Source organism: Labrenzia sp. CP4 (assembly GCF_001579905.1).
Lineage (GTDB): Bacteria > Pseudomonadota > Alphaproteobacteria > Rhizobiales > Stappiaceae > Roseibium > Roseibium algicola.
Genome location: NZ_CP011927.1, coordinates 2,767,905 through 2,782,013, shown reverse-complemented (window position 1 = coordinate 2,782,013; position 14,109 = coordinate 2,767,905). Strand labels below are relative to the sequence as shown.

13 protein-coding genes, 1 tRNA gene, 1 pseudogene and 1 riboswitch are annotated in these 14,109 nt (G+C 55.8%); of the genes and pseudogenes, 6 read left to right on the top strand and 9 right to left on the bottom strand.

Features of this window, described 5'->3' with window-relative positions; genetic code table 11:
• Nucleotides 1-548: 548 nt before the first annotated feature.
• The 4 genes and pseudogenes from ACP90_RS12980 to ACP90_RS28905 form a co-directional block, all read left to right on the top strand.
• Nucleotides 549-1,463 (top strand): hypothetical protein, encoded by a 915-nt coding sequence (locus ACP90_RS12980; RefSeq protein WP_062488573.1) that lies wholly within the window; start codon nt 549-551, stop codon nt 1,461-1,463.
• A gap of 82 nt (nt 1,464-1,545) precedes the next feature.
• Nucleotides 1,546-1,674, top strand: a complete 129-nt coding sequence (locus tag ACP90_RS28760; protein WP_286145755.1) for a hypothetical protein — start codon at nt 1,546-1,548, stop codon at nt 1,672-1,674.
• Between the two features lie 220 nt (nt 1,675-1,894).
• Nucleotides 1,895-2,164: a hypothetical protein gene (locus ACP90_RS12975; protein WP_145915761.1), complete on the top strand. Its 270-nt coding sequence runs from the start codon at nt 1,895-1,897 to the stop codon at nt 2,162-2,164.
• Nucleotides 2,161-3,198 (top strand): annotated as a pseudogene (locus ACP90_RS28905) (recombinase family protein); the annotation flags it as partial. The gene ACP90_RS12975 and the pseudogene ACP90_RS28905, both read left to right, overlap by 4 nt.
• A 499-nt stretch (nt 3,199-3,697) precedes the next feature.
• On the opposite strand, the gene ACP90_RS12960 reads toward ACP90_RS28905, so the two are convergent.
• Both ACP90_RS12960 and ACP90_RS12955 read right to left on the bottom strand, forming a co-directional pair.
• Nucleotides 3,698-3,784, bottom strand: a tRNA-Leu gene (locus tag ACP90_RS12960).
• A gap of 132 nt (nt 3,785-3,916) precedes the next feature.
• Nucleotides 3,917-4,183: a FliM/FliN family flagellar motor switch protein gene (locus tag ACP90_RS12955; RefSeq protein ID WP_022998287.1), complete on the bottom strand. Its 267-nt coding sequence runs from the start codon at nt 4,181-4,183 to the stop codon at nt 3,917-3,919.
• 98 nt (nt 4,184-4,281) lie between these two features.
• Between ACP90_RS12955 and lipB the strand changes: the two genes are divergently transcribed.
• Both lipB and ACP90_RS12945 read left to right on the top strand, forming a co-directional pair.
• Entirely contained in the window at nt 4,282-4,989 is a 708-nt protein-coding gene (gene lipB, locus ACP90_RS12950) for a lipoyl(octanoyl) transferase LipB (protein WP_022998286.1), read from the top strand.
• 291 nt (nt 4,990-5,280) lie between these two features.
• Complete coding sequence (locus tag ACP90_RS12945; protein ID WP_158514176.1) at nt 5,281-7,203, top strand: methyl-accepting chemotaxis protein; 1,923 nt, start codon at nt 5,281-5,283, stop codon at nt 7,201-7,203.
• Between the two features lie 91 nt (nt 7,204-7,294).
• Here ACP90_RS12945 and ACP90_RS12940 read toward each other — a convergent pair whose 3' ends face one another.
• The 7 genes from ACP90_RS12940 to ACP90_RS12910 all read right to left on the bottom strand — a co-directional run bounded on the left by ACP90_RS12940 (nt 7,295) and on the right by ACP90_RS12910 (nt 14,064).
• Entirely contained in the window at nt 7,295-8,179 is an 885-nt protein-coding gene (locus ACP90_RS12940) for an NAD-dependent epimerase/dehydratase family protein (RefSeq protein ID WP_062491581.1), read from the bottom strand.
• Nucleotides 8,179-9,045 carry a glycosyltransferase gene (locus tag ACP90_RS12935; RefSeq protein ID WP_062488569.1) on the bottom strand — a complete coding sequence of 289 codons (867 nt, stop codon included), beginning with the start codon at nt 9,043-9,045 and terminating at the stop codon, nt 8,179-8,181. Before ACP90_RS12935 ends, ACP90_RS12940 begins: the two co-directional genes overlap by 1 nt.
• 8 nt (nt 9,046-9,053) lie before the next feature.
• A complete protein-coding gene (locus tag ACP90_RS12930; protein WP_062488568.1) occupies nt 9,054-10,274 on the bottom strand; it encodes an NAD-dependent epimerase/dehydratase family protein in 1,221 nt (406 codons plus the stop codon).
• A gap of 144 nt (nt 10,275-10,418) precedes the next feature.
• On the bottom strand, nt 10,419-10,706 hold the full coding sequence (locus ACP90_RS12925; protein WP_062488567.1) for an acylphosphatase: 288 nt from the start codon (nt 10,704-10,706) through the stop codon (nt 10,419-10,421).
• Nucleotides 10,707-10,779: 73 nt separating this feature from the next.
• Complete coding sequence (locus ACP90_RS12920) at nt 10,780-11,670, bottom strand: DMT family transporter (RefSeq protein WP_055656600.1); 891 nt, start codon at nt 11,668-11,670, stop codon at nt 10,780-10,782.
• Nucleotides 11,671-11,756: 86 nt separating this feature from the next.
• A riboswitch (FMN riboswitch) is annotated at nt 11,757-11,930 on the bottom strand.
• A 77-nt stretch (nt 11,931-12,007) separates the two neighbouring features.
• Nucleotides 12,008-13,300, bottom strand: a complete 1,293-nt coding sequence (locus tag ACP90_RS12915) for a diguanylate cyclase (protein ID WP_208993521.1) — start codon at nt 13,298-13,300, stop codon at nt 12,008-12,010.
• 110 nt (nt 13,301-13,410) lie between these two features.
• Nucleotides 13,411-14,064: an HAD family hydrolase gene (locus ACP90_RS12910; RefSeq protein ID WP_062491579.1), complete on the bottom strand. Its 654-nt coding sequence runs from the start codon at nt 14,062-14,064 to the stop codon at nt 13,411-13,413.
• Between the last annotated feature and the right edge of the window lie 45 nt (nt 14,065-14,109).

Genomic DNA, 14,109 nt, shown 5'->3' with positions numbered 1-14,109 from the left:
TGTGATCACAAAGGGAAAGAATAAACCCAAGATTGTTGAAGGCAAAGTCATCAACTTAACAATCTAAAGACGGGTTCTTGGTCGTATCCAAACGTGAAAGTTTGGACGTAGGTATAGGGTTTCGAAAAACCTGATCGGCATTAAATCGGCGCACGGTTTGTCAGGGCTCCAAGGGGCAGAAGGCTCATTGGTCGATGGGATGGTTCCAAGGAAGGGCAGGAACGCCCTCCAAGTCGATGGGTGCAGGGAAAGCGAAGTCTCCCGCGAGTGGTCAAACGACGATACGTTTGTATGGCGCTGATTGGCTCAATGCCGGATCAGTGCCACAGGCCGGCGGGGATGCAACGGGGACGCGCAGCGGGTCCCCTTGCCAAGATGTGCTGTGCAACAGCACACATCTTGCATTCCATTTTAAAAGTCAGTGCGGAGCGCCAACCTCCAACAAAGTCTCGACCGACAGCCTCATAGGTGTTGAATCGAAAACTGGTTATTGCCTAACAGAAGGACTAAATTTGCGTTGGAACGAATTGGCACTGTAGGAATAGCTGATGGCATCAGGCCGCAAAACTTCGAATGACGATGCAGAGAAAGCTCTGCTTGAAGCACTAATCGATGAGTTGTCGGACAAGCAACTTTCTTCGCGCGATCTGGACGACGTTATTAATCAGCATCTTCTTGGAGCGCCCCCAGAGCCTGAACACACCTCCCCCGACCAGGAAAATCAAGAGCAAGATAGCCGCCCTTTGATAGCGGACATCATCGCTCGCAGGCGACCAAAACTCATTAAATCGCCGTCAGGAAGGGTCATAAAAAACCCCGATATTAGTGCGTCTTCAAAAATGGGAGATGCTACGCGAACAATCAATCCTTTGAAGCTCAAGGCAAAGGTATTGGCGCTAGCAACTGCAGAGCTTTCCAAAATTAAATCTACAAAACTGTTGCAAGAAATCGGAGAAATATTAGAAGATAAAGACTTGGGAAGGAAATTAGACGCATTAACAAAACAACACATAAGGGAACAGATATCTGAACTGTTCTCTACAGCGTCTAAATCTATATTCACATCAGAAGCTGAGTTCCATGACTTCGTCCGGGAAATAGCTAGCGAATTCCTCGCCCCAATGGGGAGGGCTGAATTGCCTACTGAAGCACCTGCGTTGTGGGCTGACCGAACCACAGGTCGAGAGGTGACACCCGTCGATTTCATCAAGGAATATTACGGCAAGTTTGTCGCTGCCGATCTCCCCCAGCAACATCGACTGCCCCGCCCACTCCTGCGCGAATTAGATATGCCACTCTACAACGCCTACGCAGCATGGATTAAAAGACATCCTGAGGATGACTTGCACCTCCCTACCCGCTCTCAGCTAGTCGATCTCGAGCTATCAAATCTTGATGAGGCTACCCTCAGACGGGCGGGCCGTCTTAAGTCGACCGCATATCGGCGGAAAAATGATTTGTAAATTTTAAGTCTCAAACATTGACAATTTATGTCTCGTTCACTATGTTTATCTTGTCAAACGGATGAACAGAGAGGACTAGTTCATGACTTTGAGCACAGAGCAAGAGAACCGTATCGCCGAGATCGCACGCAAAGGTGGCACTATCCCGACAACTGGGTTGCCATCGAAAACTAAAGAAAAGATCGACGCCATCGTCAACAAAAACAAGTAGTCACGGACGTTCGAGCGAAAATCTCTGACCCGGCGACCTCTGTTGCCGGGCTTTTCGTTTTTAAATCAGTAAAACGAAAGAAAATTACGTCGTTTTTACTTGGGGCTATAGGATTTTTGTCCTAACATACTTGTTCTTGTTTTGTTCTTATTCTTTGAAAGAGACAAAAAAGAGAAGCCCAAGCAACAAAAGGCTCAGGAGGGCCGAGGAGAAAAAGACATTGACCGGCACGTCACACGACTATGAAATCGACAAGGAAGGCATGCCCACCTTGTCTATCGATTGGGAGCTCTATGCAGAACTCCTCAGCGAATCCGACCTTACGGACGAAGAGAAGCGCGAATTCATCGAGACCTTGTGGTCTCTGGTCATAAGCTTCGTTGACCTGGGCTTTGGGATCAGCTCGGAAAGCCGGATCACGAACCTATTGCCCGATGGCGTGCCTGAGATGTTGAACACCCACATAAACGACGAAAGGAGGTCGCCATGAACAAGTACCTACGCAATCAAAATCCCGTCAAACTAGATAAGGCCATTATCTATTGCCGCGTATCTAGCCCTAAACAAGTACGCGAGGGTCATGGCCTTGACTCCCAGGAGCGGCGATGCCGCGAATACGCGTCCTTTCGTGCGTATGAAGTGGTGGACGTTTTTCGAGATGACATGACAGGTGGAGAAGAAAAACGCCCTGGCATGGACAGTCTGATCGCCTTTCTCAGAAAGCATAGAACTAAAGAGCAACACGTCGTGCTGATCGACGATATTTCGAGATTCGCAAGGGGCATGGAAGCACATGTGGACTTGAGAAAAATTCTCCGAGAAGCGGGCGGCAAACTGGAAAGCCCGACGCTGGAGTTTAACGATGATGCAGATTCCATCCTTGTTGAACACCTGCTCGCCTCTGTTGCTCAGCACCAACGCGAGAAGAACGCCGAACAGACATTCAATCGGATGCGCGCGCGCATGATGAACGGTTACTGGGTGTTCCAAGCCCCTGTCGGCTATCGCTACGAGCGCCAAGGTCATCACGGTAAGTTACTGGTGCCCGACCAACCTGTCGCCGGCATATTAAAAGAAGCGCTGGAGGGCTATGCTGCGGGGCGCTTTGATAGCCAGGCGGAAATTCGCCAATTTCTTGAAAGCCAGCCCCTCTACCCAAAAAACAAGCAGGGTAAGGTCGTCCAACAACGCGTGACCGATATTCTCGACCAGCCGCTTTACGCGGGCCACATTACGAAAGCCGATTGGAAGTTGAAATTGATAGAAGGCAAGCATGAACCGATAGTGTCGCTTGAGACCTGGTTCAAGATTCAAGCTCGCCGCAACGGGGCTTTAAAGGCCCCTACACGCAGAGACATTAGCGCGGACTTCCCTCTACGCGGTTTCGTCCTTTGCGCCGACTGTGGCAAGCCTTACACGGCCTGCTGGTCACATGGGATGACGAAGCAGTATCCTTATTATCTTTGCGACACAAAAGGCTGCCCGAGCTACCGCAAGTCGATCAAACGCACTGCCCTCGAAGGAGCGTTTGAAGAGATTGTGCAGAACCTCCAGCCAGGAGAGAAACTCTTCGCTCTGGTACGCGCGATGTTCACCGACGCATGGAAGCAAAGACAAGCTCAAGCAAGCTCGCTTACGGACGGCTTGAAGCGGGAACTCACGAAGCTGGAAAATCAGATTGATGGCTTTCTAAATCGCATCGTCGATGCGTCGAGCCCATCAGTCATCACTGCCTATGAAAAGAAGATCGAATCTTTGGAAACGCAGAAGCTTTTAATCGAAGATAAGCTGCAAAATGGATCACAGCCTCGCTACACCTTCGACGAGCTTATCGAACTCACCTGTGATTTTTTGGCAAGCCCTTGGAATCTATGGCGTTCTGGCCAACTGCACCTGCGTAGACTGGTGCTAAAACTGGCCTTTGCCGAACGCATGATCTACTGCCGTAAAAACGGTTATCGAACTGCAAAATTATCTTTGCCGTTCAAGGTGTTAGACCAGATTCAAAACCATCCGGAAGGGATGGTGCGGTCGAGAAGACTCGAACTTCCACGGGTTTTACCCCACAGCGACCTCAACGCTGCGCGTCTACCAATTCCGCCACGACCGCATATTCGATTGTTCCCGGCGCCTCTCAGCGTCGAGGCGCTCCATGTAGCAAAAGGAATTTGGGGGCGCAAGAGGCCTTTTTGCATTAATTCACAGGCACGCGATTTTTCTTATGCAGAAATGCTTTAGTCCCTCACAGAGGGCCATCGGTGCGCATCGGCCGGATGTCCGGCGGACGCATCAGAACTTCCGTGATCGAGATGCCTATCCGCTCGCCGAGCAAAACCACCTGCCCCTTGGCGACCAGCGTATTGTTGGCATAGATCTTCACATCGTCGTCTTCGGCCACATCAAGGTCGATAACGGCGCCACGCCCCATGCGGAGCAACTGGTGGACAGGCATCTCGTTCTCCCCGAGAACGACGGAAATATCGACTTTGATTTCATCGAAGGTAGTCATCGGACGCCTTGATCCTTAAATAGGGCTACTGACCCGCCAGCGCTTAACCATACCACGGCATGGCAAGCCAGCTCAAAAAACAATGAAGTGTCATCCACATGTCACCCGCCGATAGAGACGCTCTTTCCCTTAGTTTTCTGCCAGTTTCCGGCTCGCGGCCGGTCGAATGGCGGATTTCCGACGAACTGGTCGATTATGAGACCGCTCTTCGGGAAATGGATGAAAGGGTCCAGAGAATCATTGCCGGCGAAGCCGACGAACAGGTCTGGCTGCTGGAGCATCCCCCTCTCTACACCGCCGGCACCAGTGCCAAGGACAGCGATCTTGTCGCTCCCGACCGCTTTCCGGTCTACCGGACAGGGCGCGGTGGACAGCACACCTACCATGGGCCCGGGCAACGCGTAGCCTATGTCATGCTCGATCTGAAGCGGCGTCAGCAGGATGTGCGGGCTTTTGTTTCCGCACTTGAAGCCTGGCTCATCAGCACGCTCTGGCACTATCACATTCGCGGCGAACGCCGGGAAGACCGCGTCGGCGTCTGGGTGCGCCGGCCAGACCGCGGGGCGACGGTCGAGGACAAGATCGCCGCAATCGGCATCCGCCTGCGCAAATGGGTCACGTTCCACGGCATCAGCTTCAACGTGGAGCCTGAACTGGATCATTTTGACGGCATCGTGCCCTGCGGCATTACCGAACATGGCGTGACCAGTCTCGTGGATCTCGGCCTGCCCGTTACCATGGCCGAAAACGACAGCGTCCTTCGGGCCGAATTTGAAAAGATATTTGGCCCCACGGTTTCCGTGTGAAGCCACTCGCGCGGTGGAGGCTTCAAACAGGCGCATTGAACTCTAGGTAATATCGAGTTCAAACTTGAGTTGTGCCAAAAACCAAAAAGCAACCTCAAGAAATTCCATTGTTATTTTTGCGAGTAACATTCAAAATCGCATGAAGTTTTCATTTTTTTAGTTCAAAGACGGCTTGGAAACCGGTCGGATTTAGTATTCCTTCATTCAGATGAGCGAATACAGACACAAACCTTCTCAACTATGGGAATGAAGTTTGTGACCCAGGCTCTCTCAGTTCGCTCCCGCCGGAGCGTGATCACCAAAATCCTGCTGGCAGCCGCCGGCGTCATTGTTCTGATCTTCGCCGGCTTCGGCCTCTTCAACGACACCCTTCAGCGCAACGCAAAGACGGACGAAGTTCGCGACTACATGACCGGTGTCGGCCAGTCGGAAGTCAATATCGTCACAAACTGGTTCGAAGCGCGCATGCTGCTCATCGAGGCGTTGTCCGAACGCATTGCCAAGCAGCCCGAGGTAACGCCCGAGTTCTTCGACCTCAAGACCCTAACCAGCAATTTCAGCGCGACCTATTTTGGTGTGGAAGCAGACGGCGCCTTCAACATGTGGCCGCCGGCAGATCTACCCGAAGGCTACGATCCGCGCGTGCGCCCCTGGTACAAGGATGCCGTCGCGAAAGGCGGACCCGTGATCACCGCCCCCTATCAGGACGCCTCAACCGGCAATCTCATCGTGACGGCTGCAACACCGGTAAAAACCGGTGGCACCCTTTCCGGTGTGGTCGGTGGTGACTTTGACATCACCACCCTGGCGAACATGCTCGCCTCGTCGAACATGAGCGGCCTCGGATACGTCTTTGTGGCAGACTCCAAGGGCACCATCCTGGTGCACCCGGACAGCAACATGATTTCCAAGCCGCTCAGTGAGCTGTTTCCCAACGAGCCGGTCAAGGTCAGTGCAGAACCGCAATACGCGTCCAGTGTGAATGGCGACCGTATCGTCCAGTTCGTTCCGGTCACCGGTTTGCCGGTCGACTGGCAGATTGGCCTCTCCGTTGATCGAAACGCCGCTTTTGCGAGCCTGACGAGCTTTCGATATTCGGCACTCTTTGCGACTGTGATCGCAACCGTGCTGATGCTTGCCATCCTCGGTACCCTGTTCCAGACACTGCTGGCCCGTCCGCTCGCGTCCGTGACCAGTTCAATGGCCCAGATTGCGGAAGGCGATCTGGAAACCCCGGTCCTGGGCCTGGAGCGGAACGACGAGATCGGCTCTATCGCCAATGCCGTGGAGGTGTTCAAGACCAACGGCAAGGAACAGCGTCGCCTGGAAGCCGAACGCGCTACCGAGCAGGAAGCAAAGCATCGCAGGGCAGCAACCGTCGACCAGTTGCTTGGAGGTTTCAACCAGGAAATCCGCAGCGTTCTGGAAACCGTTTCCAACGCCACAGAAGAACTGGAACGCACTGCCCGCGAGTTGGCTCAAACTTCCGAACAAAGCTCGACCGATGCGGAATCGGCTGCCCGGACCACCGGCGATACTGCCGCCAATGTCCGTTCGGTTGCCGCAGCATCCGAGGAACTGACGTCCTCTATCGCCGAAATCGCCCGGCGTGTCGAAGAGCAGGCCGGCATTTCCGAACGGGCCTCCAGCGCGGCTTCACAGACGGATCAGACCGTACAGAGCCTGGTGGCGACCACCGACCGGATTAGCCAGATCGTCAGTCTGATCAACGACATTGCCGCCCAGACCAACCTTCTGGCGCTGAATGCCACCATTGAGGCGGCCCGCGCCGGTGAAGCCGGCAAAGGCTTTGCGGTTGTTGCATCGGAGGTGAAATCCCTGGCCAACCAGACTGCACAGGCGACAGAGGAAATCGCAACGCAGATCCAGGCGATGCAGACCGTTTCGAACCGCGCTGCTGAAGCCATCCGCGATATCAGCAACGTCATTGCGGAAATGTCCGAGATCTCCAAGGATATCTCTGTGTCGGTCGAACAGCAGAGCCTGGCGACCAACGAGATTTCGCGAAACGTCAACGAAGTCTCTACGGGTACGGACGCCATCTCCGAGACGATTATCCAGGTCTCCAGCGGCGCTCAGTCAACCGGCCGAAACGCTGCGGATGTTCTGTCTACAGCAGAGGCACTGACTAGCGAATCCGCCAACCTCAGCTCGAAAGTCGACCGCTTCTTCGACGACATCCGCGCTGCCTGATCTGGCACAAAGGCAACTGGAAAAGGCGGGCCATTGAGCCCGCCTTTTTTGTTGCCATACCGGCAAACAAAGCTCGCTCAAAAGCTGAGGGTCAGGTGCCGGCCGCACCGCGCCCGGCTATTGAGCGCAGAAACACTTTCAGCTTTTCAGTTCCACCCGGCGACCACCCAAGTTCCCGCAGCCGGTCTGTCGTCATTTCGCCTGGCGCCTGGTCCGATGCTGCCGGCACCTCAAGGTTCAAACCTGCTTCGGCCGCATAAAGTGCCAGAAGGTCCTGGCGGTCGAGCAGAAGATCCGAGACGTTGTAGATCAGAAATGCTTCTTCATTTACCCGTCGCTCTTCCAGAACCAGGGCAACGGCAGCAGCAAGGTCGTCCCCGTGAACTTCCGTTCCCCTGCGCGGGGCAATCGGAATACCGGCTGCAAAATCCCTGAAAAGCCCCGACCATTTGTGGTCTGCCGAGCCTGACCCAGGGCCGTAAACACCGGTCGCGCGCAAAACGATGCCACGCATTCTCTGGCCGCAAAAAACCTTGAGTGCCCTCTCCCCTGCAAGCTTCACGTCGCCATAAAGCGTATCGGGTGCTGGTGCATCCGTTTCCGTAAGCTTTTCGCCTTTTCGGTGATCACCGTAAATAGCCCTGCTGGAGAGGAAAACGACTGTCCGGCAGCCCGCCTTCGCGGCCGCTTCAAAAAGACGTCGGGTACCGTCGACATTCAGCTTCCTGAACCGCTCTGGATCGTCCCCCTCACCGCCCCGGAACTTGCCGGGCTCGTGGACCAGCGCACAATGAACGAGTGCATCGGCTTGCGGGAGTTGAGGATCCGGGTCAGCAAGGTCATAGGTTCGAAAGGCCGCTGCGACGCCTTCAACCGGACGTCTGCCAAGAACCGTGACCGTGCAGCCATCGTCAAGCAGCCGCTTCAGGATGAACCGGCCAACTACCCCGCTTGCCCCCGTCAGAAGAACATGCATCAGGATGCCTGCTTTGCCACCCACTCCAGAGGACCGGGCAGACCGGTCACATCGTCCGGAATGTCGACACCGGTCGCAAAAGCCTGCCAGAGATCGATCAGAGGACGCAACTTGGCGGTCTTTTCATGCCCCTCCTGCCAGGGCTTTTCATACTGGTAATGCAGCACATGGATCTGCTTCCAGTTCCAGAGTTCCGGCAGGTTGAACCAGACATACTGGAGCGTGTTGAAGAGCACCGGCAACCCGTGCCAGTCGGGAAAATAGTCTTCCAGAAACGTCTGGTCCGTGCGCCGCCAGAAGGCCTCCGGCCTGTCCAGACGCGCCAGCATGGCCTCGAACGTGGCCATATTTGGCCGGGCGGTAAAGACACCGCTGTTCAACCGATGAAAATCCTGCAGGCTTTCGTAGACATTGGGCGCTGCGCAGAACTCGGGATAGTCAAATAGCTTGTCGCAGTTCTGCAGCACAATGGCATCAGCATCGATGAAGATGACCCGGTCATATTCCTCGAGTTGCCACAGCCGCAGCTTGACGAAGTTGTCCAGAGGCGTGTGAAAGACCGGCTTGCCGCCCTTTGTGAACGGGGCCGCCTTGTGAATGCGGCCGCGTTCATGGCGCGCGTTGAAGCTTTCGCTCGTTGGCAGGCGCTCACAACGGCCAAGCCGCGGACCGAATTCCGCAAGGGCGGCAAGATCCGCCTCACCGACCCCGGGCGTGTAGAGGACCACGAGGTCGGCTTCGGTTCCCGAATGCCGGAGCGAGCGCAGAAGCGCCGTCGCCCCGAGCACATAGTCCCGGTTCGTCACCAGTGTCACATAGGCAAATGTGCTTCCAGGTGCCCTGTCGAACTGAGGAGCGTCTTGCATTCCCGGCCTCAGGAGACGGACTTCAGACGCGGATGTTCCGGATCCCGCTCGATCTCGTCGGCAATTTCCTTGGTCCAGGCGGACACTGCCGGTACTCGGCTGCGGTCGACGCGGTAAGCGAAGTTCTTCGCGACGTCCACCACCTCGCTCAACAGGCCTTCTTCCAGCGTGATCGGATTGAGGCCCAGTTCCAAGAACTGCTTGTTCTCGACGACCAGATCGTTTTCTGCCGCTTCCTTCCGCGGGTTTGGCAGATAGGCAACCTTCGCGCCGGTAAGGCGGGAGATCAGCTCTGCCAGATCCCGCACCCGGTGGGTCTCGGTCATCTGGTTGAACACCTTGACGCGGTCGCCCTTTTTCGGCGGGTTCTTCAATGCCAGTTCAATGCAGCGAACCGAATCCTGGATATGGATGAAAGCCCGTGTCTGGCCACCGGTGCCATGAACCGTCAGCGGATAGCCGATGGCTGCCTGGATCAGGAACCGGTTCAGAACCGTGCCATAGTCACCGTCATAGTCGAACCGGTTGATCAGCTGTTTGTGGCGAAGGGTCTGTTCGGTATGCGTACCCCAGACGATCCCCTGGTGCAGGTCGGTGACCTTTAGCCCGTCGTTCTTTGCGTAGAACTGGAACAACAGCTGATCCAGGCACTTGGTCATGTGATAGATCGAGCCGGGGTTGGCCGGATAAAGGATTTCCTGAGCCGCTTTGGAGCCGTTCAGGGTCTCGACGTCAACCGACAGATAGCCTTCCGGAATTGCCGCGCCGACACTGGAATAGCCGTAGACGCCCATGGTGCCGAGGTGGACAAGATGCGCATCAAGATCCAGTTCCACCATCGCGTTGAGCAGATGGTGCGTGGCGTTGACGTTGTTGTTGACAGTGTAGTTCTTGTGCTGATCCGATTTCATCGAATAGGGCGCAGCGCGCTGTTCGGCGAAGTGAATGATGGCATCCGGCCGGTTGTCTGCAAGCCAGGCCTTGAACACTTCGTAGTCGCGGGCAATATCGATCAGGTGGAACCGGATTGTATTGCCGGTTTCCTGCTTCCAGATCCGGGTGCGTTCCTGGATCGAATCCATGGGTGTCAGCGATTGCACGCCTAGTTCGGCATCGATCCAGCGACGGCTCAGATTGTCGATGATATGAACTTCATGGCCCTGATCCGACAAATGCAAGGATGTGGGCCAGCCGACAAAACCATCACCGCCAAGTATCGCAATCTTCACTGAAAATCTCCCGGTTTCACGTTTCGGCACCGACCGTGTGGCACCGATTGCTTCATCTGAAAGATCAGATCATTGCGATATTTCCGTGACAACTCAACTTCGAATGTCGCGATTGATATAGAAACGACGATTGGCCACAGCCGGTTAAGCCGTATCGCGCACCTCAAAGGCACCCGAGCAGGGCTCTACCGGCTCAAGGTCCTTGACCAGGTTTACCCTTGCGAGGGACGGCCCATGCCAGAGCACATCCAGCATGTCGACAACGGTATCGGACGGGCCTGAAAACACGGCTTCGACCCCACCGGCGCTGAGATTGCGCACCCAGCCGGCCAGTGCCCTGTCTTCAGCTTCACCCGCACACCAGGCGCGGTACCCAACACCCTGGACCCTGCCCTCAATCAGCACGTGAACGGTCAATGGATCGGCGGTCATTCAGGTCTCCGAAGTTCGCGATGCTGCAAAAGCTTAGTGCAAACCTGCCTGTTCGCAAACGCCTGCTTGTGCTTCAGGCTGTGGACACTTGCGTGTCGCGCTTTTGCTCGTCAAGCATGACCAGCAGCGACGCACCGACAATCACCAGCGCTCCCGGCCAGAATGCACCGCTCGGGGCAAAGCCGAAAGCGAAGAAGCCGACCGCGATATTCAGCGGAAGCTTCAGGTGGTCGAAAGGCTGCACGAAGGCCGCATCGGCCTTCTGATAGGCAAGGGTCAACAGGTAGTTCGCCAGCACCGTCAGGGCGCCGGCACCCACGAGCAGCCACAGCGCCGGACCGGTTGGCACGATACCGCCCTCTCCCAGCGCAAGCAGTGCATTGACCGGTGTCAGGAGCAGCAGCAGGTAGATGGTGATGGAATCAGCATCTTCAGTTGCAGTCAGCTTTTTGGTGACGAGCGAAGTTCCTGCCCAGAATGCAGCTGCCCCGACCGGCAAAAGTGCTGCCAGGCTGAAGCCTTCCGTCCAGGGCTCCAGAATCACCATGCCGCCGGAAAAGCCCGCCAACGTCGCGAGCCACCGGATCAGACCAACCCGTTCCCTGAAGAACAGCTTGGCGCCAATGATAACGAAAAACGGCGAAGTCATCACCAAGGCGATTGCCTGCCAGATCTCGACCCGCGCGAGACCGGCGACCCACAACTGGATCCCGATCACCGCAAGAACACCCCGCGCCAGATGCCATCCGATCTGATGTGTCTTCAAGGCGGAAAAGCCGCGCCGCAGGACGAATGGCAGGCCAACGAGAAGGCCCAGTGCATATTGCCAGAAGGCCGCGGACGTTGACGGCACGCCCAGTTGCATGGTCGAGGCCTGCAGGGCGCCGTTCACGATGGCAAACGAAGCCCCTGCCCCGATCATGGCAAGCGCGGCAAATATGGGCTTCTTCGAATTGTTTGACATGGGCGTCCTATCTGCGATCCGTTCCGTCATCGTTCAGAACAGTCTCAAAAGACACACGCCCACCGGCCATCATCAAATGGCGGCGGTCAAGTTCTCTCTCATCCGGACTTTCGGGCGGCTTCGCTTGACGCCACCTCAACCGTCGGCTCCGGCATCTCACCGGATCTGCTGACCTTCGAACATTTTATCCGAAGCGCTCGCGGGCTCCGGGTTTCCCCGATACCGCCGGTGGGGAATTTCACCCCGCCCCGAGAACTGCTCTCCAAGAGCTTTCAGTATCCCTGAAATAGACAGGATGCAATAGTGGAAGCATGCCGAAAGGCACGTCAACGGCACATCAGGCCACGCAAACCCGATTTCTGCCAGCTTGCTTGGCGCTGTATAGCGCTTCATCAGCCCTGGCGATGGTCTGGCTGATTTTCTCGCCGTCACGAACGGTGGCAGCCCCTATGCTGACCCGCATCGAGATGAGCTGCTGATCGTGCAAGTGGGGCACGGTTTCGACGGCCTTTCGAATGCGCTCGGCGATTTCGAACGCTTCATTGAGGTCGCACCCTTCCAGCAGGCAATAGAACTCCTCACCGCCTGCCCTTGCAAAGATATGCGGCTCTTGAAGTTCACGTTTCAGCAGGCCGACAAGATGATTGAGCGCTGCGTCGCCGCAAGCATGGCCGTATCGATCGTTGATAAGTTTGAAATGGTCGACGTCCAGCACAAGGATGGACAGGCTGGCTGACGTCTTTTGTGCCCGTTCCTTTGCTGCAGCTGCCAGCTCGAAAAACCTGCGACGGTTGTAGGCCTCTGTCAGGGCATCGCGCTCTGCTGCCCACTTGAGCTGCTCTTCCAGACGTTTGCGTTCAGTGATGTCGAGCATGGATCCAGCAAGGCCGTTCACTTCGCCGGAGACCCGGTCACGGGTAACAGCCTTATGGAAGGTCACCGTTCGGCGCTCACCATCAGCATAGCAAACGTCCGCCTCATAGATCTGAACACCCCCCTGCTGCATCAGCTCTTCGTCGGCCGCTTCATAGACCTTTGCCAATTCAGCTGGTGCCACGTCATAAACACTGGCGCCGTTCACCTTGCTGGCCGGCAATCCGATAAACGCTTCAAAAGCCTTGTTGCAGCCGCTGTAAATGCCGGCCCGGTTCTTGAAGAAGATCGGAGAAGGCAGGTTGTCGATTGCTGACTGAAGGTTATCCCTCTCAATGGCGAGATCGCGGCATTTGCGGAATAGCCCACCCTGCCGCGCGATCACGAGTTCCGCGCGTTTAAGGGCAAGCAGCAGAAGGTCCGTGTCGTCGGCGTCGACAACATCATCCACACCGCCTTCCAGCAATGTCAGCTGAGTTTTTGCTGCCAGTTCTCCCGACGAACAAGCGATGATGAGGGTCGTATCCCGTATTCTGTGAAAATCGCAGGTCGGCAATTCCCCCGTCGCCCCGACATCCAGAAGACAGACCTGAAACGGGCAAGAGGATAGCGGCTGGACAGTCACCTGGTGCAGCACGTAACCGGCTGGAAGCGACGGCGGCGGTCTGTTGGCAGGCGAATAATACCCGACGTCAACCGCCTTTTCAGACGGTACCGACGTATTTTGGGTATCCGTTGCATGCATCCGTTCTGCCAAGGCGCACTCCTTTGAGCTTAACCTACGGGAAAATCGATAAATTCGGAGTTAAGAAAGTTTGCCGGCAACAAGAAGCCACTCTCATTGCCACCATGTCGGAATGGACGCCATTAGCGGGTCGCGAAATACGCGGCTATGTCTTGAGGTCTATCTGCTATCAATACCGGATTTTCGGCGGCCAATTCTTCACGGCTACCGTAGCCCCACAAAACGCCAATGCCTGCCACTGCGTTGGCGTTTGCCCCGACAAGGTCATGCTTGCGATCACCAACCATGACCGTCTCCGACGCCTGGATGTTTTCCTCGCTCAGGACATGCGCGATCAGCTCGGCCTTCGCGGACCGCGTACCGTCCAACTCCGCACCGTAGACCTTTCCGAAAAAGTCCATCAGGCCGAAATGCTCAACGATCCGACCTGCGTAACTATGGGGTTTTGAGGTACAGACGTGAAGAAGAAACCCGTCTTTCCTGAGTGTTGTCAGCAGTTCGGGAATACCCTCGATCAGCGAATTCTCGAACAGTCCCGTTACCGTGTAGCGCTCGCGATAAAAGGCTACGGCCTGATCCAGCACAGCCTTGTCTTCCGATCCCAGAAGAACCTTGAAGCTGTCCCAGAGCGGCGGCCCGATGCACCAGCGCAGCTCTTCCACATCAGGTGCCTGCCCACCCATCTTTTCAACCGCATACCCGATTGAACGGGTGATGCCTTCAAAGGGGTCAGTCAGGGTTCCGTCCAGATCGAACAGAATGGTCGAAGTCGTCATGATGCCCCGCAACGTATTGAAAAAGAAAGCGGCCTGGACCGGATG

What these genes read in the sequence shown, in the direction of transcription:
- ACP90_RS12980 (WP_062488573.1), top strand. Translation starts at nt 549, where the DNA reads ATGGCATCAGGCCGCAAAACTTCGAATGACGATGCAGAGAAAGCTCTG.
- ACP90_RS28760 (WP_286145755.1), top strand. Translation starts at nt 1,546, where the DNA reads ATGACTTTGAGCACAGAGCAAGAGAACCGTATCGCCGAGATCGCACGC.
- ACP90_RS12955 (WP_022998287.1), bottom strand. Translation starts at nt 4,183, where the DNA reads ATGACTACCTTCGATGAAATCAAAGTCGATATTTCCGTCGTTCTCGGG.
- lipB (WP_022998286.1), top strand. Translation starts at nt 4,282, where the DNA reads ATGTCACCCGCCGATAGAGACGCTCTTTCCCTTAGTTTTCTGCCAGTT.
- ACP90_RS12940 (WP_062491581.1), bottom strand. Translation starts at nt 8,179, where the DNA reads ATGCATGTTCTTCTGACGGGGGCAAGCGGGGTAGTTGGCCGGTTCATC.
- ACP90_RS12935 (WP_062488569.1), bottom strand. Translation starts at nt 9,045, where the DNA reads ATGCAAGACGCTCCTCAGTTCGACAGGGCACCTGGAAGCACATTTGCC.
- ACP90_RS12925 (WP_062488567.1), bottom strand. Translation starts at nt 10,706, where the DNA reads ATGACCGCCGATCCATTGACCGTTCACGTGCTGATTGAGGGCAGGGTC.
- ACP90_RS12920 (WP_055656600.1), bottom strand. Translation starts at nt 11,670, where the DNA reads ATGTCAAACAATTCGAAGAAGCCCATATTTGCCGCGCTTGCCATGATC.
- ACP90_RS12910 (WP_062491579.1), bottom strand. Translation starts at nt 14,064, where the DNA reads ATGACGACTTCGACCATTCTGTTCGATCTGGACGGAACCCTGACTGAC.